The organism is Paludifilum halophilum, from assembly GCF_002245355.1.
Classification (GTDB): domain Bacteria; phylum Bacillota; class Bacilli; order Thermoactinomycetales; family DSM-45169; genus Paludifilum; species Paludifilum halophilum.
This window is the reverse complement of the sequence record NZ_NOWF01000002.1, coordinates 318,560-340,706: the sequence shown is the minus strand read 5'-3', so window position 1 is coordinate 340,706 and position 22,147 is coordinate 318,560. Positions and strand designations below refer to the sequence as shown.

Genomic DNA, 22,147 nt, shown 5'->3' with positions numbered 1-22,147 from the left:
ATCCCGCACGTCCTGGTTGGAAAAGGGGGCGGGATGGATGGGGATGGGGTTGTATTGTGAAAAAAAACGCTCCCTGCGGGAGCGGCTCATCCTCCTTCGAGGTAGGAGCGAATCAAGGGTTTCACTTCATCGATGGGGATGGCAAAGCTGATACTCTGGGAGGGATAGGCGACCAGTGTATTGATGCCCACCACTTCTCCCAGGATGTTGATCAGGGGTCCGCCGCTGTTGCCGGGATTGATCGCGGCGTCGGTCTGGATCACATGGCTGTAGAACCGGTTTCCCACCTCGAGGGGGCGGTCTTTGCCGGAGATGATGCCGACGGTGACGGTTTGGTCGAGGCCGAGGGGATTGCCGACGGCCACCACCCATTCCCCGACTTCCAGTCTGCCGGAGGAGCCCAGGCGCAGGGGTTTTAAGAGGCGGGGAGGTCGGATCTGCAGGATGGCCAGATCTTTGCGGGGATCGGTCCACACCGTCCGGGAGGGGTATAGCCGTTTTCCTTCGTGGAGTTGTACGCGAACAGGTCCGGAGTTGCGGATGACGTGTTCGTTGGTCAGGATCAATCCCCGGGAAGAGATAACGAATCCGGAGCCGAATCGGCGCACCGATGAGTTTTCCCGAGGCGGGTGCAGATCGGAAAGAAGCCTTTCCATCCAGTTCCCGGAGGAGGTAGCCGTCCTTTCCTCGGTAACGATGGAGACGATGCCGGGCCGGACACTGCGGATCACCCGGACAAATCCGTTGGACGGATGTTGCGAAGACAGAGAGAGGCTTTCCCGTCTGGAAGAGCGTTTGATATTCATGGTGTTTGGCCCCCTTTCGAGGGGTTTACCTGCTGTTACTTTTATTGTATGGGTGTCCGGGGGAGCGGTGCGGGCGGGGGCCTTTTCGGAGGATCGACTCTCTGTGTTAAAATAGGGGAAAAAACGGGGAGGAACGTTATGGAAAATCAGTCAACCGGTCAAGGGATGTTTACTTGGGACGGAGAATCCTGGTTGTCCGATCCGGAGGATGCCTTCGGCTTCCGTGCCAGCTGGAAGGTAAAAAAAGTGCTTTACCGGGAGTTGTCCTCTTTTCAGGAAGTCTCTGTGGTGGAGACGGTAGGTTTCGGGCGGGCGCTGGTGCTGGATGGGATTGTCCAGACAACAGAAAAGGATGCCTTTATTTACAATGAAATGATCACCCATGTTCCCCTGGCTGTCCATCCCGAACCCGAACGCGTTTGTATCATCGGAGGAGGGGATTGCGGAGCGGCGAGGGAAGCCGTGAAATATCCCACGGTCCAAAGTGTGGACATGGTGGAAATCGATCCGAAAGTGGTTGAGGCCAGCCTCCAGTATTTGCCGGAGATTGCGGGACACGGAGAACCGGATTCCCGGATCCGTTTTCACTATGAGGACGGCACCGCTTTTATCCGCAATCGTCAGGGGACCGATGACGTGATTGTCGTCGATTCCTCCGATCCGGTGGGGCCGGCCGCCGCTCTCTTTGAAAAGCCTTTCTATCAAGATGTGTACCGTGCTTTGGCGTCGGACGGAATCATGGTTTGTCAGAGTGAATCTCCCGTTTTTCATCCCCATGTGCTGAAAAGAGTTCACCGTACGTTAAAAGAGCTGTTTCCCGTCGTACGGACGTATCTGGCGGCAATCCCCACCTATCCCGGGGGAGTGTGGAGCTTTACTCTGGCTTCCAAAACTTATGATCCCTTGGAACAAGGGCCTGAGCGTCTCCAGGCCGGGGCCAACCGGTATATCGACCGGGACGTGTACCAAGGTTGCTTTCGGTTGCCTGTCTACGTCAAGGAGTTGTTCACCGACCGGTAACTTCTTTTATTCGTCAACCAAAAATGAAAATATGTTGACAAACATCAACCGGATTCTTTATGCTGGACACGGTAACGAAAGCGAAGAACAGAGGTGGTTGTCGTGTCCAAAAAGGGCCTGAACCTTCGCCATATGATGTTGGCCGCTATGTTTGTGGCCTTGTTGGCGATTGCCGGTCAGATCGCCATTCCCCTTCCGATCCCGATCACCTTGCAACCCCTGGTGGTGTTGCTGGCGGGGTCGGTTTTGGGTCGGCGTCTGGGATTGACGAGTATGCTGGTCTTTATCCTGTTGGCCGCCTTTGGCGCCCCGATTTTGTCCGGAGGAAAGGGAGGGCTGGGGGTGTTGTTTGGACCCACTGCCGGATACATCTGGAGCTGGCCTCTGGTCGTTTACCTGGTCGGCTGGATGACAGAACGAAAAGCGCCGCGTCTCACCTTTTGGAGTCTATCCCTGTACCATTTTTTTGGAGTCATCCTGATGTATGTCTGCGGCGTTCTCTGGTTGTGTCTCGGGATGGGAACCGATTGGGGGGCGGCTCTCGTCACCGGTGTTCTCCCGTTTATCCCAGGGGATTTGATCAAAACCTTTGTCGCCTCCACAGTCGCTTTAAGCCTGTACAAATCCTATCCGATGATCCATCCCGCTTCCTCTCCGTCCGCCACCGAATAAAAGGATTTCGAAGTAAAAAAACCACCGTCGGTCCGGTGGTTTTTTTATTGGGTGGGAATCGGAATAAAGTCGGTGCAACGTTGGATATGCTGGATAAAGCGTTCGTTGAGGGGGACGAGGATATCCGTCACTCCCTTTTCAAACCCGCCGCTACGGTTGATCACGAACATCCGGAGGGCGGAAATCCGGTGATATTGGGTGGAAAAGTGAGGGGAGACCCCGGATTCTCCCAGCACTTCCGGTGCTGGAGCCGGTTTTTTCAGTTGGAATGGAATGATCCCCAGTATATCGGAAAGGAAAATCTGATAAGAGGCATGAGGTTTTTGGAAGATCAGTTCCTTGGTGGTCAAGGTGCATCCCAGTTGTTGCCGCTTTTGGGATACCAGTAGTTCGCCATGCATTTGTTTGACTTGGATAAAATCGGAATCGGGCATGATTCACCCCCTTTATTGTATAGTTATGTTCATTTTATCATAGAACAAAGGCTTATTTTAAGGATGGAAAAAGAAGGAGGCCGGGGGATGGAAGTCTTGCGGGGAATGACGGGGATCCACCGCCTGTTGAACCGGTTCGGAACGGTGATCTATACGGGAGATCGCTTGGGGGACTTGGAAATGATGGAGGACGAAGTGGAAGAGCTGTACCGAGCGGGAATGATCGACAGGGAAACTCATTTGACGGCTCGAAGAATTCTAAGTCGGGAGAAAAAGGAAATCCGGTCCTGAGCATACACGGCGGATAAGGGGGTGGGCCTATGCCGCTTTCGACATGGTTTTGGTTGATCGTTCCGATGACGAGTCTGATCATCATCGCAATTGTGCATTATTTTCGCCAAAAAGGACGGTGGTCTGATTGAGCGCTTCTGTGATTACCTTTACTTTATATTTAATCGGGATGCTGACGGTCGGATTGATTACATACCGGATGACTCATACGTTTTCCGATTATGTGCTGGGCGGTCGCAGGATGGGCAGCTGGGTCACAGCGATCAGTGCCCAGGCCAGTGATATGAGCGGCTGGTTGCTGTTGGGTCTGCCCGGATTGGCTTTTTCCATCGGGATGGGTTCTATCTGGCTGGCGATGGGTTTGGCGACGGGGACTTTGCTTAACTGGATGTATACAGCACGGCGCCTCCGGTTGTACACACAACAATTGAATGCGCTTACTTTGCCGGACTACTTTGAATTTCGGTTTCGTGATCCTTCCCGATTGCTCCGATTGTTGTCGGCCTTGTTGATATTCGTCTTCTTTCTTTATTACACGGCATCGGGACTGGTCGGCGGCGGAAAACTGTTCGAAGCGGCTTTCGGTCTGGATTACACCCTTGCTGTTCTGATCGGTGCGGTTATTATTGTCGGGTATACCTTTCTCGGGGGCTTTTTTGCCGTCTCCTGGACGGATTTATTTCAAGGGCTGTTAATGTTTGTCGCCTTGATGGTACTGCCGGTGGCCGCGATTCTCACCATGGGCGGGTTTACGGAAACCGTGAATACGATTCGAGAGGTCAGTCCGATGCATGTGGGTCTTTCCGGAGATCAAACCGGTACTGCGGTCATTCTCTCTTTTATCGCAGGGAATCTGGCCTGGGGTTTCGGATATTTCGGACAGCCCCATATTCTGTCCCGGTTCATGGCGATCAAAGACCCCAAAATGTTGTCCAAGTCCACCATGATCGCTGTGATCTGGGTGGTTCTCACCCTGTATGGAGCGATCCTGTCGGGATTTGTCGGTTTTGGTGCATCGGAGAGAGGATTGCTTTCCGTGGTTGATCCGGAGCAGATCTTTATCGGATTGGCCAATCTGCTCTTTCATCCCGTTATCGCCGGTCTGTTGCTGGCGGCGATTATGGCCGCTATCATGAGTACGGTGGACTCTTTTCTCCTGGTGACGTCGACGGCGGTGGCGGAGGATTTCTACAAACGCTTTTTCCGCCGGGGCGCTTCGGAGAAGGAACTGATCTGGGTGGGACGTTTCGGTGTCTTGATTACGGCATTGATAGCCATTTATCTCTCTTTCTCCCAGGAGAAAAATGTATTGGACTTGGTCAGTTATGCCTGGGCCGGTCTGGGAGGGACCTTCGGGCCGGTGGTCTTACTCTCTCTGTATTGGAAACGGATGAACCTTTACGGAGCTTTCGCCGGACTGATCACCGGGGCGGTTACGATTCTCTTGTGGACGAACGCGGTCCAGCCGAATGAATGGTTTGGGCCCGCCGTCTCCAGTCTTTACGAGTTGTTGCCGGCCTTCCTGTTAAGTGTGTTGGCTATTATCGTGGTCAGCAAGCTGACACCGCCTCCCTCCGAGAAGATTCAGGAGGAGTTTGATGCCGTCATCTCTCCTTCCAAACAGTAAAGCAAAAGCCGCCGATCATCCCGGCGGCTTCATTTTGCAGCCCCCCATCTAGGAAGCAGTGGGGGGAGGGTGGTCGGTCGTCGAAGATCCTTTTGCACTCATTCCCGTACAAGGTCGCTTCGCTTTCGGTCCCGCGGGGCCGAAAGCGAAGCCAAAGGCGGTCAGGATCGGACAAGGGGCATGGTGCAACAGCGAAAGGATCCCCCCGATTTGATGATTTCGGACAGATCCACTTCAATGACGGTAAAATCTCTTTGGCGCATGGACTGATTGACCCGGGGATTGACCGGAAGGCTGAGGACCGTGCGGTTGCCGATGGAGAGGACATTGGTACCCAGGGTGAATTGTTCCTCTGCACTCACCTCGATCAGATCATACCGAGTGGAAAGAAGTTTTAAATCCTCCGCTGAAAACGCCTCGGGATAGATCAGAGCTTCCGTGGGCGATAAGATGTTGAAAATGCAGTCCAAATGCAAGTAATCCGGAGGAAAGGGAAGGCTGACGACTTTCAGTTGAGGCATCTCCCGGCGCAGTTCGTCAATCGCCTGGTGGGAAGTACGGCCGCTGTCCCCGACCCAGATCGTATCCCGGTCGATCAAAACGTCCCCGCCCTCGATACTTCCGGCTGAGAGCCTGTGATGGGGAATCCGCTGTTCGGTGAGCCACCGTTCCAGGATTTCTTCCTCTTCCCGGCGAATCTCTTCCTCCATATTGGCCAGAAAAAGGCGGGACCCCAGGGTGAAGGCGATGTCCCGGGTAAATACCTGATCTGAAAAACGGCGATGGGGTTCCAGTAAAATGATGTCGATTCCGAAGGGTTTCAGGGTATTGATCAGGGCTCGGTGCTGTTTTTCGGCGAGGTCCGTATCGATGTTTTCTTCCGCATATTTTTCTTGAACTTCATTGATGATCCGGGAAATCTTCATATAGCGGGGTGGACAGAGTACGACGTGCCGCAGGGTATCGTATTCGTTCCAGCAAGCAATGGAGGGCTGCATGTTTTCCAGGATGGCGGGATCCATCTCTCCGATGTCTTCCATTCCTGCGGGATGGATTCCTTCGGTGTCTTCCGGCATAGGGGTGACCTCCTTTGATCAAGCCTGTAGGGTTTAAGATGCTATAGTGATTGTCAAACTATACCCTCCAAACCGTTTAGCGGCCACCCTTGCTTCTCCTCATAGCACAGAAAGAAACCCGCGCCGTTTATGGCGCGGGTTTCTTTCTTTCCAGTCAAACCGGATTTGTCAACAGGTAGTAATCGGGGTACCGGGATTCATAGTCCCGGATCCGATCTTCCTGCTGCAGGGTGATGGCGATGTCATCCAGGCCGTTTAACAGGCAATAGCGTCGGTAAGGTTCCACTTCGAAGGAGGCGGTGAAATCTTGCTCATCATGGATTTGGCAGGTTTCCAGATCGACCGTGAGTTTTTGAGTGATGTCCGAGTCGACTCGTTGAAACAAGTGTTCCACTGTTTCTTCAGGAAGGATCAGTGGAAGAATTCCGTTTTTAAAGCAGTTGTTATAAAAGATATCGGCGAAAGAGGGGGCGATCACTACGCGGATTCCGTAGTCCAGCAAGGCCCAGGGGGCGTGCTCCCGGGAAGAACCGCAGCCGAAGTTGTTACGGGTCAGCAGAATACTGCCTCCGGTGTAGGGCTCCCGGTTCAGGACAAACCCGGGCTCCGGTTTTCCGTCGGTGTCGAAGCGCCAGTTATAAAAGAGAAATTGACCGAAACCGGTCCGTTCCGTTCGCTTCAGGAACTGTTTGGGAATGATCTGATCGGTATCCACATTGGCTCGATCGAGGGGGATGACCCCTCCGCGATGCTGGTTGAGAGGTTGCATGGATAAACCCTCCTCAGTCTTGATATTTCCAATTTCGGATATCGACGAAATGTCCTTCGATCGCGGCGGCGGCGGCCATCATCGGGCTGACGAGATGGGTGCGTCCGCCCCGCCCCTGGCGTCCTTCGAAATTGCGGTTGGAAGTGGAGGCACAGCGCTCTTTTGCATCCAAAGTGTCGGGATTCATCCCCAGGCACATGCTGCAACCGGATTCTCTCCATTCGAAGCCGGCCTCGGTGAAAATCCGGTCCAACCCTTCCTGTTCCGCTTTCTCTTTGACCTGTTGCGAACCGGGGACAACCATGGCTTGAACCCGGGAGGAGACTTGCCGGTTTTTGACCACTCGAGCCGCTGCCCGCAGGTCCTCCAGCCGTGAATTGGTACAGGAACCGATAAACACGCGATCCACTTCGATGGAGGTGATGGGGGTACCCGGAGTTAATCCCATATAGTCCAGGGCTCGACGGACGGATTGCTGTTCGGTGGGTGTGGAAAAAGTGGCGGGATCGGGGACGGTATCGGTGACACGCACACCCATCCCTGGACTGGTGCCCCAGGTAACCTGCGGAGCGATCTTGGAAGCGTCCAGTTCCACGCGGTAGTCATAGACGGCTCCTTTGTCGGTGTGCAATTGTTCCCATTCCCGCTTGGCTTTTTCCAAGGTATCTCCCTCGGGGGCGTAGGGACGGCCCTGGAGATAGGAGAAGGTGGTTTCGTCCGGTGCGATCATTCCCGCTCGGGCACCGGCTTCGATGGACATGTTGCAGACGGTCATTCGTTCCTCCATCGACAGGTTGCGGATCGCTTCCCCGGTGTACTCGATGACGCAGCCTGTAGCGCCGTCCGTGCCGATCTCGGCGATAATGGCCAGGATGATGTCCTTGGCGGTCACACCGGGAGAGAGCGCTCCGTTGATATGGACCTCCATCGTTTTCGGTTTCAGCTGTTGCAGACATTGGGTTGCCAAAACATGCTCCACTTCCGATGTGCCGATTCCGAAGGCCAGACAGCCAAAGGCTCCGTGGGTGGAGGTATGGCTGTCCCCGCAGACGATGGTTTTTCCCGGGAGAGTCAAGCCCAGCTCCGGTCCGATCACATGGACGATCCCCTGTTGCGGATGATCCAAATCGTATAACCGGACCCCGAACTCCCGGCAGTTTTCGGCCAGTGTTTCCATCTGTTTAACGGCGATGGAGTCGGTGATCGGCAGGCTCCGGTCGGTGGTGGGTACATTGTGATCCATGGTTGCGATCGTCAAGTCCGGACGGCGGACACGGCGCCCCTCCAACCTTAGCCCTTCAAACGCCTGAGGCGAGGTCACTTCGTGAATCAGGTGAAGATCGATATACAGAATCGCGGGCTTTCCTTCTTCCTGGTGGATGACGTGTCGGTCCCACACTTTTTCAAACAGGGTACGCGGTTTCACTCTTCTCACCTCGTCGTTTGAAATGATCGGCAGTGGCCCACAGCCAGCCTAAAAAGATATATTGTTCCCATTGTAGCAAAATTTTCGAATCAGGCAAGAGCTGTATCATTTGATGGAATATTCGGTGAGATGGAGATCCTTCTTCCGCTGAATGATAAATGACGGACTTAATCCGGCAGTTTGCTTCCCTTGGTTTCCCGTACGGCGGAGATGGCCGCCAGGGAGAGAAGAGCGGTGACGATCAGGTAAACAGCCAGGGGAATCCAGGAGCCTCCGTACTGCTGGACCAGGGCGGCGGCGATCATGGGGGCGGTTCCTCCGGCGAGGGCGGCGCCGAGTTGGTAGCCGACGGTCACCCCGGTATAACGGACCTGGGTACTGAAAGCTTCCGAATACAAGGTGCCCAATACAGCGGTGACGGCGGCCCAGATGATCCCCAGAGCCGCTACAGTCGCCAAGGTGAGCATCAGAGGGGATTGTAGAGAGATGAGATAGAAATAAGGGAAGGCGATCAGGATGATGCCGAACGTCCCGGTGATATAAACCGGTTTTCGCCCGAACCGGTCGGACAGGTGGCCCATCCAGGGAATCAACAGGCTGCATACCAAAGTGCCGAGGGTGATCGCGTTCAGTACGGTGCTGTCGGAGTACTCCTGATGAGTGGTGGCATAGGAAATGATATAAGTCGAAAAGATGTAAAAAGGGCCGGTTTCCACCACTTTCATACCGACGGCGGTCAATACCGCTTTCCAATGGTAGCGAAAGGTGTCCAGCAGAGGGACTTTGGCGATGTGGCCCTTTTCCCGCGCTTTTTGGAAGGCGGGTGTCTCATCGATCCCCTTGCGAATCCACAGACCGACGATGACCAGAACAGCGCTCAAAATGAAGGGGATGCGCCAGCCCCAGGCGAGGAAAGCTTTTTCCGGGAGCAGGGTGGTGACGGACATGACCAGGGTTCCCAACAGCAGGCCGATCGGGACCCCGATCTGAGGGACGCTGCCAAAGAATCCCCGACGTTGAGTGGAGGAATATTCGACGGCGAGGAGGAGAGCACCGCCCCATTCTCCGCCGATCCCGATGCCCTGGATGATCCGCAGCAGGGTGAGCAGGATGGGGGCGGCGATTCCGATGGAGGCGTAACCGGGCAGAAGGCCGATCAGGACAGTAGCGATCCCCATCAGCATAATCGTGAGGACGAGCGTCTTTTTACGACCGATTCGATCCCCGATGTGACTGAAAATGAGCCCGCCCAGGGGTCGGATGAAAAAAGGGATGCCGAAGGTGGCATAGGCCAGCAGTAATCCGATGAAAGGGTCCATATCCGGCGGGAAAAACAATGTTCCGAAGACGAGGGAAGCGGCGATCCCGTATAAAAAGAAGTCATACCATTCGATGGCGGTCCCGGCTAAACTGGCCGCCAGGACGCGAACCGGCGTCTTTTGCCAAGGTTTGGGGTCCCGGATTCGAGGGGAAGGATTTACGTTTGCCATAAGAGATCCTCCCTAAAAAAATATCTGTCTTTTCATACTACATAAAAAACAACGTTTTGCAAACGATATCCCGAATAAGGATGATCATTCGACGGAAGGTACGTTTCATGTTAAGATAGAACAAATGTTCTGATTGGGGGTGAGGCGGATGAACGGTGAACTGCCGGACCGCTGGTTTCCGGCACGTCCCAAGTCGGTACTCAACCGGGTGAAGGAGGCACGGATGCCTTTTGACTGGTCGATCAATCCCTACCGGGGCTGCGGCCATGGTTGTCATTTCTGCTATGCTCGCCAGACCCATACGTACTTGGGCTTTCACACGGATGACAGCTTTCGCAACAATATTTTTGTCAAACGGGAGGCGGCAGAGGTTCTTCGTGCCGAGCTGAAGCGGGGCAAATGGAAGGGAGGCGGTGTGGTTGTCGGGACAGCGACGGATCCTTACCAGCAGTTGGAAGGGAAGTTGAAGGTGACTCGGTCCATCCTGGAAGTGCTTGAAGAGTTCGGGGTTCCTTGCAGTATCACCACCCGTTCCCCCCTCATCCTGCGGGATTTGGACATCCTGACCCAAATGAAAGTGAATGCGGTCAGTGTAAGCGTGAGTACCTTGGACGAGGACATATGGAGAAAAACAGAGCCTTCCTCTCCCCATCCCAAACAGCGGTTCAAAACGGTTCGACGGCTCAACGAGGCCGGTGTACCGGCGGGGGTTTTTCTGGCCCCGATTATTCCATATATCACGGATACAGACGAGCAGTTGCGTGAATTGGCACAGGCGGCGGCAGAGAGCGGAGCTTTGTTTTTGGTGCCCTCGGTGCTCCGGTTGAAACCCGAGGTCAAAAGTTGGTTTTTCCGTCAGATGCAGCCGTCTTTTCCCGCCCAGTACCCCCGTTTGGTCCGCCTTTACGGGGAGAAAACAGTGACTCCGGAAGAATACCGGATTCCCTTGTTGGAGCGGGTCCGCCAATATATCGAGGAAGTGGGCCTTTCTCCCCAAGAAACGAGGATGGAAATCCAGCCGGCGAAGAGTGAATCCTCTGTTCGCGAATCCCCGGTTCAGTTGAGTTTATTCTAATGCGAAAAAAAGCCTTCGCGGGGTGCCGGATGAAGCCGAGGCCCTGCGAAGGCTTTTTGATTTGACGTTACTGGCCGACATTGTTGATGCCATTGGAGGGAGGCGTTTCTTGACCTTGGTCGGGCTGGGTTCCGTTGGCTCCGCCGGAGGGGTTTTCTTCGCCGGGTGTGCCCGGGCCCTCCTGTTGATCGGAGGATTCACTGTTTTCCTCCGCCGGGGAAGTTCCTTGGAATTCCTCCCCTTCCAGTGTTTCCAACGGAAGATCCAGTTGTTTTTGCAGGATATGGCTGACCCGCAGTCGTTCCTGATCGGTGATGTGGTAATACCAGATTCCTTTGGGGTTATCGTTGCTGTTTTGCCCCTGAAGTTGGATGGTATCGATGTGGTCCTTGGGAATCTCCCGGTAGGTGCTTTGTAGAGCGGGCAACTCGTTCAATTTGATGGAATAAGTGACATTGTCACCGACGGATTTCAGGATATCGTCGATCTTGGTGACGGATTTGATGCTGACCATCTTGCCGACTAGTTCCTGAAGTACTTCCCGCTGTCGTTCGTTCCGCCCGAGATCGCCCCGGGGATCTTGTTTCCTCATCCGTACATATCCCAGGGCCCTTTCGCCGTCTAGTTGTAGCGTTCCTTTTTCGTAGTGCTGCATCTTATTGAAAAGACGCATTGTAAAGGGAAACTTCGAATTGACTTCCACTCCGCCCAAGGCGTCTACGATTTCGATAAATCCGGAAAAGTTGATTTTGGCATAATGGTCGATCGGGATATTAAATAGTTCCTCCACGGTCTCCACCGTATTGGTCACCGGACCGACCCCGGCCTTTTTACCATAATAAGCTGAGGAATTAATCTTGTTTTTCGCGCCGTTGGCGTTGGCGATTTCCGTATAAGTATCCCGGGGGATGCTGATCATCTTGATCGATTTTTTCTTCGGATTGACAGCGGCGACCATCAGCACGTCCGGGCGCCAGTTCTCGTTAGAGGCTTTTTTGACGTCCGTCCCGATCAGTAGAACAGTGAAGGGGTCCTCAAGGGTCACCTTTTCTTCCCGTTTCTTCGATTTTTCACGGTTCAACGGGTCATAGGACCCGGCGAGGGTATCCCATACTTGCCAAAAAAGAAAGCCGGATACGATAAAGACAGCAAGCAATCCCAGCAGGAGTGCTCGAAAAACCCACTTTTTCTTTTTCTTCTTCTTTACACGGTTGACACGTGATTGCTCGATCGGTCATACCCCGCTTTACCATCAATGTTTTTTAAAATCATATCTCTTAACTGTAAAAGCGTCAATTTTGCGGCCTCCCTGTAAAGGCCCGTACGGACGAGGAATAGAGCGCGGTGTTATCGCTTTGATTTTGATCGCCGCTTGCGTCGAAGCACCCAGAAGATGACAAACAACACGACCAAGAGAAAGGTTCCGGCTGCAACGAGAATCCAGCCGATGGGATTGGGAAATTCCACCTCTACTAATACCGGATTTTTTTCTCCGGGAGCCAGATTCCATGTCAGTGTTTTGCCGTCTTCCGAGACGGAATCCGCGTTGTGATCCTTCGGTTCCAAGGGAAGAGTCAGCTTGAAACGAAGGTTCATTTCATTGAGAAAGGCTTTTTCAACGGGATTTTCTGATGCCATGGCTCTCAGATCGAGATCATCTTGAAACCGGATGACATAGCGGAAGAGTTCGGCGTTTACTTTTACCGGGCCTTTTTCCATATCTTCCATAAAAGGAAGAAGGCTTGCCGATTTTCCTTCGGGAGAGAAATCCTCCATCAGCTGATTCGGCGGCTCTTCTGCAACGTTATCCACTTGTTTTTCCGCCACCCAGCCCGTTTGTTTTCCTTTTTTGAGTTCCTCGACCTGGTACCCGTTTTGTTCCAGCTTTTCCCGGACCGGTTGCAACTCTTTTTCCACGAGAGGGGAACTTAACACTTGAATCCGGTAGCTTCCGGAGCCGTCCATGTTAACGGTGACATGCATATCTGCGTTGACACACCCTCCCAGAAGGATCATACAGAGGGCAAGCCATGTGATATGGAAAAACGTGTGATGGTGTTTCATCATCGGTGGACTCCTCCAACCATCAACGAGATTTAAACCCGGTATCGTTTCTTTTGATAGTAGAATATAAGATGGTGCCGCGGAAAGGAAGAGAATTTCAAAAAATAAGTATAAATGAGGAGACCTGTTAGGTCTTCATCAGTATCTTTCCACCACCGTCAGCAGAGCGTGAACATTTTCGTCGACGGAATCCGGATCCACTTGGCCGTTTTTACGGTAGCGGATTTTGGCGAAGGACTCAGTAATGGCTGAAGGCCGTTCAAATCGGATGTGCCCCTGATCGATCAGCTCCTTCAGACGACTCACTTTTCGGTGTAATTCCTTTTGATTCATTCTATACCCCTCCTTGATCTATGAACGGTGAAGAAATGTGAGGACTTTTATTGATCGGCTTCTTTCCTAGCGTAACTTAAAAAATGTCGGAATGGAAATGAAAAAGTGGGGGGCTTTCGGAATCTTTTTCGAATAATACAATGGGACTACATTTTTTATATCAGAGGGTCGGTTGTTTTTTTGAAGGTCAAGGTTTACCATTAATTAATATGGTATCCATCTTGGTCGAAGGAACACGAAAACGGTCGGTTTCTGGTTGTCCATGAACGAAGATGTCCGAAGAAGACGGGGCAATTGATGATCCAGTAACTGATGGTTATAAGGGAGTCGTATTCTGCCATCGCGAGACCGGGGTCGTTTTCGAAAGGATTTGCCCTTGACTTTGATTCGGAGCGGACAGACTTTACTTCCTTCAGAGAAGATACCCGTGCGGTGGGGGAAGAGAGAGGCGATTGTAAGTTGTGGAAACGGATTTTAATCGCGTCGTTGGTTTTCGTGGTATTGGCGACGGTTTCGGTTTATGTCACCCTCGCAGAGGGGGATTCTGTTCGCGGTGAGGAAGTCGGGGACCGCAAAAAGATGGAGATCGATCATCAAACTGCTGAATCCGATCAGAATCAAAAGGATCCCTATCAGAACACGGATGGAAAGATCGTGTCCAAAAAGTTGCTCCAGGTGGATTCTCCTTATTCGGATCAAGTGGAATTATACCGGATCCAATATATGAGCGAGGGACTTCACGTCGTCGGCTTTCTGTGCAAACCGAAAAAGATTGAAGAAAAACTCCCCGTCATCATTTACAATCGGGGAGGAATTTTGGAGAGCAGTAAAATTGAGGAGGATCATTTAGAGTACTTTACCAAACTGGCCTCCAGGCATTACGTGGTTCTGGCTTCCCAGTACCGGGGCAATGACGGCAGTGAAGGGCAAAAAGGAATTGCCGGGAAAGATGTCCGGGATGTGCTCAACTTGATCCCCCTGGCGGACAGCCTTTCTTATGCCGACCCGGATAATAAGGTGATGCTCGGCTATTCCCGCGGCGGAATGATGACCTACCGAGCGATTCGGGAGGGTGTGGATATCCGTGCGGCGGCCATTGTCGGAGGAGTTTCCGATCTGAAGCAGCTTTATGAAGAGAAAAATGTGTTTCGTTCCCCACTATCCAAAATGGTCGGAGACCCGCTGCTGAATGAGGATCAGTACAAAACCCGCTCCGCGGTGGAGTGGCCGGATGACCTCCGGGTTCCCATTCTTTTAGTGCACGGTTTGGAGGATCCCACAGTGAATCCCAGTCAATCGAGACGGTTGGCGGAAAGGTTGAAACAGCTCGGTTATGAACATCGGCTGGTACTCATTCCCGGCGGCAATCATTATGTAACCAATCAACCCGAAAAGCGGGACCGGGAAATTTTCAAGTGGTTTGATCAGTATTTGGAGTAGTTGATAAAGCCGAACAGCCCCGGTGCTGTTCGGCTTTGTTGATGGAAGCTTGTTGGTGGAAAACCCGATTTTTGATCTAAAATAGGGTTGATCCATCGGTCTGATCTAGTTATGAAGGAAAGGCGTGGCCCCATTGATTCATCGAAGGTACCGAAGAAATTCGTATTTAACCTTGTTGCTCGTTTTCGGACTGCTTCTGATCGGAGCGGGCTGCAGCGGAGGACAGGAAGAGGATCCGTTCCAGGTGGGTGTGATCCCCGCCCAAAACAAAGGCAATATGAAAAAAGCGATGGACAAGCTGGAAAAAAAACTCTCCGACGAATTAAATCGCCCGGTAGCGATCAAGATTTACTCCGACTACCAGGGAGTCGTAGAGGCGATGAAGTACAAAAAAATGGATATGGCCTTCTTCGGCCCTCTCACCTTTGTCCAGGCCCGTGAGGAAACGGGAATCAAGGCGGTGGTGACACAGCTGATCGACGGGAAGCCATATTACCATTCGTATATCATTGTACCGGAGGATTCTCCCCTTGACTCCATAGACGATTTGGCGAAAAACAGCGGGAAGGTGGATTTCGCCTTCGGGGATATCAATTCCACTTCCGGCTCTTTGATTCCCGGGATTGCCCTGAAGAAGGAAGGGGTGTTCCAGGATCAGGAGCATCATCGGTTCAAAGGGGTGACCTATACCGGTTCCCACGATATCACGGCCCTTTCCATCCAAAACAAAAAATACGATGCAGGTGCTATCGACAGTGCCATTTATGAACAGTTGGTCGAGGATGGAAAAGTGGACGATTCCAAGGTGAAAGTGATTTGGAAGTCGGATCGCCTTTTTCAATATCCTTGGGCGGTTCGCCGGGATATTGACGATCAGACGGTGAAAAAGCTGCGTAAAGCTTTTCTCTCGATCAAAGACCCTGAGATTTTGAGCGTGTTCGGTGCCAATGGCTTCACAAAAGCGGAAAATGCGGATTATGAAGCGATCCGCCAAGCGGCGAAAGAAGCGGGCCGTCTCCAGTTGGACTCCAATTGAACGAGGATGGGTGATGGATCATGCCCCACATGAAAAGAGGAGGGTTTTTGGCCGCTGCGGTGGTAATCGCCGCTACGGCTTTCAGTGTTTGGGATGCGGAGTTGAATTTATCCGATATCAGCGATATCGGAAATTCCTTTGATTTTTTGGAGAGACTTTGGCCGTTGGATTTTTCCATGGTAACCCACTCCCTGAAAGAAACCCTACTCACTGTCGAGATCGCCTTTTTGGGGACGATTTCCGCCTTGGTGCTCGCCCTCCCCCTCGCTTTTTTAGGGGCCAGAAATACAACAACCCATCGGAGCGTCTATACGGGTGTCCGCACATTGCTAACCTTTTTGCGGTCGGTTCCGGAGTTGGTGTTGGCCCTGATTTTCGTCCCCACCTTCGGATTGGAGCCCTTAACCGTGATTGTAGCCCTCTTCCTTCATAATACCGCCGTACTGGGAAAGCTGTTGGCGGAGTTGGTGGAAGCGGCGGATCCCGGTCCCCAGGAGGCGGTAGCTTCCACCGGTGCGAGGCGGTTGCTGGTTTCTCTCTATGGGATCCTCCCCCAGATTTTCCCGAATCTCTTATCCCACTATTTTTATCGGTTTGAAGTGGGGGTGCGCTCCTCCCTGCTATTCGGTGCCATCGGGGCCGGCGGCATCGGGGATGTGCTGTTTCTCCACTTTAAAACCTTTGAGTATTCCGCGATGGCGGTCGACATTTTGATGATCATGGTGCTGATCTGGGTGCTGGACTATGCCGGAGCCTATTTTCGGGCCAAGGTCATCTGATCAGGTGGTTGGTTATGCTGAAATGGGATCAGGTAAGTAAAATCTACCAACGGGGGGCCGCCCCTGCCTTGCAGGAGGTAACGCTCTCAGTGAGAGACGGGGAGTTTGTCGTCGTGCTGGGTCGGAGCGGCGCCGGGAAGTCCACCTTGATTCGCTGTGCCAATCATCTGGTCCGCCCCACCTCCGGAGAAGTCTACTGGAATGGGCATAACGTCACTGCCGCCAGTGGCGGGGAACTTTTGCGCATTCGATCGGAGATGGGCATGATTTTTCAGCACTTCAATCTGATCTCCCGTCTCGATGTCTTGACCAATGTCATGGTCGGCCGGTTTTACGAATTTCCTCTGTGGCGAAGTTTAACCGGTATTTTTCCACCGGAGGCGGAAAAAAAGGGAAAACAGGCTTTGGAACGTGTCGGTATCGGCCATCTGGCCCGGCGTCGGGCGGATGGTCTTTCCGGAGGCCAGCAACAACGGGTGGCTGTTGCCCGGGTTTTGATGCAGCGACCGAAGCTCTTACTGGGAGATGAGCCTGTCGCCAGTCTGGACCCGGTTACTTCCCGTTCGATTCTGGATCTATTAAAGGGGATTCATGATCAGGAGGGGATGACGACGGTGATGAACCTTCACGATGTGGAATTGGCTCGCCGTGTCGCTACCCGGGTGATCGGCATGAGTGCCGGCAGCATGGTTTTTGACGGCCGACCGGAGGAATTGGACGAAAAAGCGGTAGAACGCATCTATCGGATGGAAGAGTAAAAGCCCCGGATTTCCGGGGCTTTATGAGTTAGAAGGCTATCTTCAGCTGTTCTTGACGGGGCATTCGTCAGCGACCGGGCGGCTGTTGTCTTTCGGGGGCTTTATTGGATGGAATCTGGTCCAGGCTGGCTTTCAGCGCTATTTTCCCGGGGTTGTTGATGGGGCCCGGCGGCAACCCTCTTCGATGATGGGTGTTGTATGCGGCGATTTCACTGTAGGGGTAAGAGAGAGCATTCTCCAATACATATCCTTGTTGCAGCCTCCGGTAGATTTCCTGGGCGGCATCGGATGGGCTTTGCCTTTGAGGACGTTCTTCCGCTAAAGAGGCCACAGTCACCCATTCATCGACGGTCCATCCCTTTTGATTCAATTCGCTTCGGATGTTTTTTGTCGCCAAGCGGTCAAACCGCATCAGCATGGAAGTGACAATCTCTTTTTCTGTCACGCCTTTGCGAAATTCATATTGTCCCGGCATCAAATAGCCTTCCAACCGGTAAGGTCGCTCCTGATCCGGCAGCTCCTCCAAAAAGGAGAAATCATAACTTTCGGCTTTGACCGCCTTTAAAAACCGATCACGCTCGACTCCCAGATAATCCAGTGAGTTTGCAATCTCGTGTACCGTTGTTCCTGGCGGGATTTCCACCGTGAAAGTCCCGCGGGACATGATCTTCATCACATCCTCCAAATCCGCCTTCGGGGAGATCTGATAAACTCCGGGTTGGATGACGAGGTCTTTCAAGGTTTTGTTGCTGATCGCATAGATCGGAAACCATTTTCCGTCCCGTATGATTCCCTTTTGTTCCAATTCGTCGGCGATTTGCCGCAGGGAAGCATCCTCCGGGATCCGGACTTCCACCATGTCGGTCCGTTTCGGTGAACGCAGGGAATCATCGGCATTATGAAACAACAGGAAAGAAGATAATGAGAGCAAAGAAATCAGTGGGACGATCTTTAATGAAAACTTAATCAGACGGATCAGATGGAGATCGATGAGTACGCGGCGAATGACGGCGACGATGGAGAAGCCGGATTTTTTGGCGTATACGCGATAGCCGAAAGCATAAAACCAAATCATGTGGAGAGAGATAAACACCATCATCCACCACATCCAACTCCCGTCGACCGTTTTCAGGATCCAGCCGCCTAATGTCGGCCCCAGGAATAAACCGATTTGTGCAAAATTATAAGTCCCATAATAGGTTCCCCGAAGCCGTTCATCGGCCAAGCGGTCGATAAAAAGGCTGGAAACGGGATAAATCAGAATTTCGCCGAGTGTGATCAAGACCATTCCGGAGATGTAGACCGGGGCGGATCCCCCGATAGCGTACGCTGAAAATCCGGTGGAAAACAGTAGACATCCTAAAGAGAGACTGCTGAGAATATTTTTGTGTTGTGCCCAACCGGAAGCGACGCTTTGCAACAAAATGACGACCAGAGCGTTAATGGTCAGCAGGATCGGATACAATGCGCTGTTTCCGAGATCGTCCGTCAGGTGAATAGGCAGGTTGGTTTCGATTTGAGAGTAAACAATGAAAAAGAGCGTTTCCGCTAGTACGAAATAGCCTAGTGCTGCATCTTTTCGGATAACCTTGATACAATTTATAAAGCGGACCCTCTCCGCCGGTTTCACTTCCTGAATCCGGACTCGGTGCCGTGACAGCTTTTGCATGAGCAGTAAGAAATAGATCGCATAAGCGATCCCGGTGAATAAAAAGGTACGGATTCCCACTGCCTGAAAGAGGTAGGCTCCCAAAAGAGGCCCCAAGACCATTCCGACGTTGAGGGCGGTGTATTGGTAGCCGAAAATTTTCAGGCGTTTGGATTCCGGAGTCAGATCCGCCATCAAGGCTTGGGAGGTGGGTTCAAAAAAGGAACGGCACATTCCGTTCGCCAGGTTTAACAGGCTGAGTTGAATAAAAGTATCAGCGAAGAAAAAGGAGAAAAAGACTCCTGTCCAGGTTCCCGCCGCAAGAAGCAGGATCATGCGGCGGCCGAAAAGGTCGGATAGATAACCGCCGGCAAACCCCCCAAAAGCAGCACCCAGTCCGCTCATGCCCAATACCCATCCGATTTCAAACGGGTTGAGATCCGTGTGTTGGGAAAGGTAGATAGAGAGAAAGGGCAGGCTCATAAAGGAGGCGGTACGGGTGAAGGCTGTTCCGAACAGCAGAAACCAAACCAGCGGATGATACCGTTGCCGTTTGTAGCGCTCAGTTCTTGACAGGGTTGAAGCGGGTGCTTGTTGAGCGGGTTCTATGATACCGCCCTCCTATCCAAAGCTTCCGTTACGATCCGACCATGAAGAAGTATTCAATTATAAAATGTATCTTTAATTTAAAAAATAACTCGGGTTGATTCAATAGACTTAAAGTTGGTTTCTTAGGGAGGAAGTATTAGTTCCATCCGATTAAAATGCTTATATGACAGGGGGATAGGCAGAGGAGGAAAGACGCTCTCTTTTTAAGTGGATTTATTCTGAAATCAATAATTTAGTAAATGGATACATATTTAGTAAGAAAAGAATGTTTTATTATAAAAGACGATGCCTTCGCTGAATGACAGCGGGGCATCGTCTTTTTGGGTTATAACCTTCCTGATTTATAGATGGAGTAGATCAGCCATAAAAGCATGAACAAAGCGATCACGAATCCGATTTCGATAGCGGGGACTTTCCAAAGAAGCGTTTGTTGCCGGGTCAGGGAAGAGCCGATGATCAGCCCGCACATGATAATGCTGAAAGAAAGCAGGACGATGCTGTAGGACAGCCGGTTGACAATCTGGTCCAATTTTCGCAGGAAGAGATTGAGGCGGGGAACACCGACATCCACCTGGATACGCCCCCGTTTGATGCTTTCTGACAGCTCTTTGAGCTGTTTGGGCAATTCCATCAGGGTTTCCCCGTAGTCAAGGAGGTTTTTCCAAGCACTGGTCGCCATTCTGCGGGGATTGTACCGCCTTTTCAACAGTTGTTCCCCAAAGGGCTGGGTGATCTGGGTCACATGGATCTCGGGGTCCAATTTTTTAACGATACTTTCCAGCGTGATCATGGTTTTACCGAGCAGTGTCAGATCCGAAGGAATCCGCACCCGATGCCGGTAGGCGACGTCGAAGAGGTCGTTGACGACTTCGCCCAGGCTGACCTCGGAGAGGGCGATGTCGTAATACTTGTCCGTCAGCTCATCGGTATCCAGCCAGAGTTGCCCGATATCCACATCATCGGGGACCAGTCCCATTTTCAGAACCGCCTGAACCACCCCGTCCGTGTCACGCCGCATCATGGCGATCACCATGGAGGCGAAATGATCCTGCATCTCAGGGGTGAGCCGCCCCACCATTCCGAAATCGATAAAAGCGAGCCGGTTGCCGGGTTGAGCAAAGATATTGCCGGGGTGAGGATCGCCGTGGAAAAATCCTTCGATCAAAATTTGGTGAAAAAGGGCCCTGATCAACCGTTCCGCCAGGATTTTTCGATCGAAGCCCATTTGGTCCAGAGATTCCAACCGTGTTAACTTGATTCCGTGTATGTACTCCATCGTCAGTACTCGACTTGTGGTCAGGTTCCAATAGATCGGAGGGATATAGAGGTGTTTCTCCTCGGTGAATTGCTTTCGGATCTTGTCGGCGTGCCGGGCCTCCGACGTGTAATCCAGTTCTTCCTGAACCGACCGGGCCAGTTCTTCCACAACCTCGCTGACTTGGTGCTGTTCCGCCCATTCGACCCGCTGCTCGGCCAGCGCTGCGATATCGCGCAGGATGCTCAGGTCGGTTTCGATGATGGTTGAGATCCGGGGGCGTTGCACCTTGACGGCCACGGTATCGCCGTTGTAAAGAATGGCCCGATGGACCTGTCCGATGGAAGCGGCGGCGATCGCGGTTTCTTCTATTTCGGCAAAGTGATCGGAAATCTCCCCCAACTCCTGTTCCAGGATCGTCCGGATCTCTTCAAAGGGTAACGGGCGAACATCATCGTGCAGTTTTTCCAGTTCGCGAATGATATCTTCCGGAAGTAAATCCGTACGAGTACTGGCTACTTGTCCCAATTTGATAAACGTCGGGCCCAACTCTTCCAGTGTCTGACGGATATGCCGCCCCCGTGTGGCGGGGTCACGGTGAAGAGGCTTTGATTCCTTTTTTGGTATGGACAGATAGGTGAAGATGCCCATCTCGTCCAGGATATAACCAAATCCGTGCCGGGTGAGGGTCAAGGCGATTTCACGGTAGCGGTTGAGATTTCGCATTTTCCTGCCGAACATCGATCACCACTCCTTCATCCAAAAAAAAGAGGCCTGAAGCGGGTCAAGCCTCGGGTTCGGTCCCGTCTTCTTTCCACTCGGACTGCTGGGACAGTCGGCTCTCCAATATTCGGATGTGTTGTTCCAACCGGCGGATATCCTCCCGGGTGGCGATTTCCATTTCATTCAGCCCTTTTTTAATATGTTCCCGAATCCATGTATCCCACTCTTGCTGTTCCTTTTCCCCTCGGGTGATCAACTGATCGAGTAACTCCTTGGATGCCGACGGGGCGAGTTCACCGCGTCGGACCAAATCTTGAACGACTTTTTCGGCACGCTCTTTGCTGATCACGGCTAATCCGAATCCGGCTGCAAGACCTTTCCGCATCATATCCTTCACGTGAGAGCCTCCTTTGATGTCTGGAACTTTCGGTGATAGGGAACCCATGACGGTACTCCCAATTTTATTCCCTGAAAAGGAAAAGGTTAATCGGGAACAAGGCCCGGAAAAAGGAGTTTGAGTCAATCTAGACGAAAAAGTAGGAGGAAAGCTTCAGACAAGCCTTGTAAGACGTAAAAACCAGGGGATAAAACCTTGATCCGATTTCCAAAGCCCGACGCGGAACAGTTTTTTCGAACTTATGCTATCGAGACTTGTGCTGTCAGTCTCGATGAGAAACAGCTCGTCTTCAGCACCGGATAGAATGATATTCCCAGTGCCCCGATGTTTACCGGAAAGCTAACAGTTCGAACAGGATGAAGGGAATGTTTTTAAAACATTGGCTTGAAATCTAGACAAAAAGCCTTTTTGTGTCGATT

Annotated in this window: 21 protein-coding genes; 9 read left to right on the top strand and 12 right to left on the bottom strand. The window is 52.2% G+C overall.

Annotated features, from left to right (window positions below):
- Positions 1–86 precede the first annotated feature (86 nt).
- The gene (locus CHM34_RS04620; RefSeq protein WP_094263404.1) at positions 87–806 is read right to left on the bottom strand and encodes a S1C family serine protease; all 720 of its coding nucleotides are present in this window, start codon (positions 804–806) and stop codon (positions 87–89) included.
- Positions 807–944: 138 nt separating this feature from the next.
- Between CHM34_RS04620 and speE the strand changes: the two genes are divergently transcribed.
- Together speE and CHM34_RS04610 are read left to right on the top strand one after the other, a co-directional pair.
- Positions 945–1,826 carry a polyamine aminopropyltransferase gene (speE, locus tag CHM34_RS04615; protein ID WP_094263403.1) on the top strand — a complete coding sequence of 294 codons (882 nt, stop codon included), beginning with the start codon at positions 945–947 and terminating at the stop codon, positions 1,824–1,826.
- A 102-nt stretch (positions 1,827–1,928) separates the two neighbouring features.
- Positions 1,929–2,498, top strand: coding sequence for a biotin transporter BioY (locus CHM34_RS04610; RefSeq protein ID WP_094263402.1), 570 nt, complete (start codon positions 1,929–1,931; stop codon positions 2,496–2,498).
- A gap of 44 nt (positions 2,499–2,542) precedes the next feature.
- Here CHM34_RS04610 and CHM34_RS04605 read toward each other — a convergent pair whose 3' ends face one another.
- Positions 2,543–2,932, bottom strand: a complete 390-nt coding sequence (locus tag CHM34_RS04605; protein WP_094263401.1) for a hypothetical protein — start codon at positions 2,930–2,932, stop codon at positions 2,543–2,545.
- Between the two features lie 87 nt (positions 2,933–3,019).
- On the opposite strand from CHM34_RS04605, the gene CHM34_RS04600 reads away from it, so the two are divergent.
- Both CHM34_RS04600 and putP read left to right on the top strand, forming a co-directional pair.
- On the top strand, positions 3,020–3,223 hold the full coding sequence (locus CHM34_RS04600; RefSeq protein WP_094263535.1) for a YqgQ family protein: 204 nt from the start codon (positions 3,020–3,022) through the stop codon (positions 3,221–3,223).
- Between the two features lie 127 nt (positions 3,224–3,350).
- Complete coding sequence (putP, locus tag CHM34_RS04595) at positions 3,351–4,850, top strand: sodium/proline symporter PutP (RefSeq protein WP_094263400.1); 1,500 nt, start codon at positions 3,351–3,353, stop codon at positions 4,848–4,850.
- A 161-nt stretch (positions 4,851–5,011) separates the two neighbouring features.
- Here the strand turns inward: putP and CHM34_RS04590 are convergent, their stop codons facing one another.
- The 4 genes from CHM34_RS04590 to CHM34_RS04575 all read right to left on the bottom strand — a co-directional run bounded on the left by CHM34_RS04590 (position 5,012) and on the right by CHM34_RS04575 (position 9,611).
- Positions 5,012–5,872, bottom strand: coding sequence for a dimethylarginine dimethylaminohydrolase family protein (locus tag CHM34_RS04590; RefSeq protein WP_094263534.1), 861 nt, complete (start codon positions 5,870–5,872; stop codon positions 5,012–5,014).
- A 208-nt stretch (positions 5,873–6,080) separates the two neighbouring features.
- Positions 6,081–6,695, bottom strand: a complete 615-nt coding sequence (leuD, locus tag CHM34_RS04585) for a 3-isopropylmalate dehydratase small subunit (RefSeq protein WP_094263399.1) — start codon at positions 6,693–6,695, stop codon at positions 6,081–6,083.
- 13 nt (positions 6,696–6,708) lie between these two features.
- Positions 6,709–8,121, bottom strand: coding sequence for a 3-isopropylmalate dehydratase large subunit (gene leuC / locus CHM34_RS04580; protein WP_094263398.1), 1,413 nt, complete (start codon positions 8,119–8,121; stop codon positions 6,709–6,711).
- Between the two features lie 167 nt (positions 8,122–8,288).
- Positions 8,289–9,611 (bottom strand): MFS transporter, encoded by a 1,323-nt coding sequence (locus tag CHM34_RS04575; protein ID WP_094263397.1) that lies wholly within the window; start codon positions 9,609–9,611, stop codon positions 8,289–8,291.
- 148 nt (positions 9,612–9,759) lie between these two features.
- On the opposite strand from CHM34_RS04575, the gene CHM34_RS04570 reads away from it, so the two are divergent.
- Entirely contained in the window at positions 9,760–10,686 is a 927-nt protein-coding gene (locus tag CHM34_RS04570) for an SPL family radical SAM protein (protein ID WP_094263396.1), read from the top strand.
- Positions 10,687–10,753: 67 nt separating this feature from the next.
- Here the strand turns inward: CHM34_RS04570 and CHM34_RS04565 are convergent, their stop codons facing one another.
- From CHM34_RS04565 to CHM34_RS04555, 3 genes are all read right to left on the bottom strand, one after another.
- The gene (locus CHM34_RS04565) at positions 10,754–11,767 is read right to left on the bottom strand and encodes an LCP family protein (protein ID WP_169713587.1); all 1,014 of its coding nucleotides are present in this window, start codon (positions 11,765–11,767) and stop codon (positions 10,754–10,756) included.
- Between the two features lie 266 nt (positions 11,768–12,033).
- Positions 12,034–12,753 carry a DUF3153 domain-containing protein gene (locus CHM34_RS04560; protein ID WP_094263394.1) on the bottom strand — a complete coding sequence of 240 codons (720 nt, stop codon included), beginning with the start codon at positions 12,751–12,753 and terminating at the stop codon, positions 12,034–12,036.
- Positions 12,754–12,888: 135 nt separating this feature from the next.
- Positions 12,889–13,083 carry a hypothetical protein gene (locus tag CHM34_RS04555; protein WP_094263393.1) on the bottom strand — a complete coding sequence of 65 codons (195 nt, stop codon included), beginning with the start codon at positions 13,081–13,083 and terminating at the stop codon, positions 12,889–12,891.
- 459 nt (positions 13,084–13,542) lie between these two features.
- On the opposite strand from CHM34_RS04555, the gene CHM34_RS04550 reads away from it, so the two are divergent.
- From CHM34_RS04550 to phnC, 4 genes are all read left to right on the top strand, one after another.
- On the top strand, positions 13,543–14,523 hold the full coding sequence (locus CHM34_RS04550; protein WP_169713586.1) for an alpha/beta hydrolase family protein: 981 nt from the start codon (positions 13,543–13,545) through the stop codon (positions 14,521–14,523).
- Between the two features lie 133 nt (positions 14,524–14,656).
- Positions 14,657–15,559 carry a phosphate/phosphite/phosphonate ABC transporter substrate-binding protein gene (phnD, locus tag CHM34_RS04545; RefSeq protein ID WP_240511866.1) on the top strand — a complete coding sequence of 301 codons (903 nt, stop codon included), beginning with the start codon at positions 14,657–14,659 and terminating at the stop codon, positions 15,557–15,559.
- Positions 15,560–15,606: 47 nt separating this feature from the next.
- Complete coding sequence (gene phnE / locus CHM34_RS04540) at positions 15,607–16,338, top strand: phosphonate ABC transporter, permease protein PhnE (protein ID WP_206093746.1); 732 nt, start codon at positions 15,607–15,609, stop codon at positions 16,336–16,338.
- 14 nt (positions 16,339–16,352) lie between these two features.
- Entirely contained in the window at positions 16,353–17,096 is a 744-nt protein-coding gene (phnC, locus tag CHM34_RS04535) for a phosphonate ABC transporter ATP-binding protein (protein WP_094263391.1), read from the top strand.
- Between the two features lie 67 nt (positions 17,097–17,163).
- Here phnC and CHM34_RS04530 read toward each other — a convergent pair whose 3' ends face one another.
- From CHM34_RS04530 to CHM34_RS04520, 3 genes are all read right to left on the bottom strand, one after another.
- Positions 17,164–19,263: an endolytic transglycosylase MltG gene (locus CHM34_RS04530; RefSeq protein ID WP_276207680.1), complete on the bottom strand. Its 2,100-nt coding sequence runs from the start codon at positions 19,261–19,263 to the stop codon at positions 17,164–17,166.
- Positions 19,264–19,678: 415 nt separating this feature from the next.
- A complete protein-coding gene (locus tag CHM34_RS04525; RefSeq protein WP_094263389.1) occupies positions 19,679–21,349 on the bottom strand; it encodes an ABC1 kinase family protein in 1,671 nt (556 codons plus the stop codon).
- A gap of 43 nt (positions 21,350–21,392) precedes the next feature.
- Entirely contained in the window at positions 21,393–21,719 is a 327-nt protein-coding gene (locus tag CHM34_RS04520) for a phasin family protein (RefSeq protein ID WP_240511885.1), read from the bottom strand.
- Between the last annotated feature and the right edge of the window lie 428 nt (positions 21,720–22,147).

Bases quoted from the DNA above. Each gene is read 5' to 3' on its own strand.
- CHM34_RS04620 (WP_094263404.1), bottom strand. From the start codon at position 806: ATGAATATCAAACGCTCTTCCAGACGGGAAAGCCTCTCTCTGTCTTCG.
- speE (WP_094263403.1), top strand. From the start codon at position 945: ATGGAAAATCAGTCAACCGGTCAAGGGATGTTTACTTGGGACGGAGAA.
- CHM34_RS04605 (WP_094263401.1), bottom strand. From the start codon at position 2,932: ATGCCCGATTCCGATTTTATCCAAGTCAAACAAATGCATGGCGAACTA.
- CHM34_RS04600 (WP_094263535.1), top strand. From the start codon at position 3,020: ATGGAAGTCTTGCGGGGAATGACGGGGATCCACCGCCTGTTGAACCGG.
- CHM34_RS04590 (WP_094263534.1), bottom strand. From the start codon at position 5,872: ATGGATCCCGCCATCCTGGAAAACATGCAGCCCTCCATTGCTTGCTGG.
- leuD (WP_094263399.1), bottom strand. From the start codon at position 6,695: ATGCAACCTCTCAACCAGCATCGCGGAGGGGTCATCCCCCTCGATCGA.
- CHM34_RS04575 (WP_094263397.1), bottom strand. From the start codon at position 9,611: ATGGCAAACGTAAATCCTTCCCCTCGAATCCGGGACCCCAAACCTTGG.
- CHM34_RS04570 (WP_094263396.1), top strand. From the start codon at position 9,760: ATGAACGGTGAACTGCCGGACCGCTGGTTTCCGGCACGTCCCAAGTCG.
- CHM34_RS04560 (WP_094263394.1), bottom strand. From the start codon at position 12,753: ATGATGAAACACCATCACACGTTTTTCCATATCACATGGCTTGCCCTC.
- CHM34_RS04555 (WP_094263393.1), bottom strand. From the start codon at position 13,083: ATGAATCAAAAGGAATTACACCGAAAAGTGAGTCGTCTGAAGGAGCTG.
- phnC (WP_094263391.1), top strand. From the start codon at position 16,353: ATGCTGAAATGGGATCAGGTAAGTAAAATCTACCAACGGGGGGCCGCC.
- CHM34_RS04525 (WP_094263389.1), bottom strand. From the start codon at position 21,349: ATGTTCGGCAGGAAAATGCGAAATCTCAACCGCTACCGTGAAATCGCC.
- CHM34_RS04520 (WP_240511885.1), bottom strand. From the start codon at position 21,719: ATGATGCGGAAAGGTCTTGCAGCCGGATTCGGATTAGCCGTGATCAGC.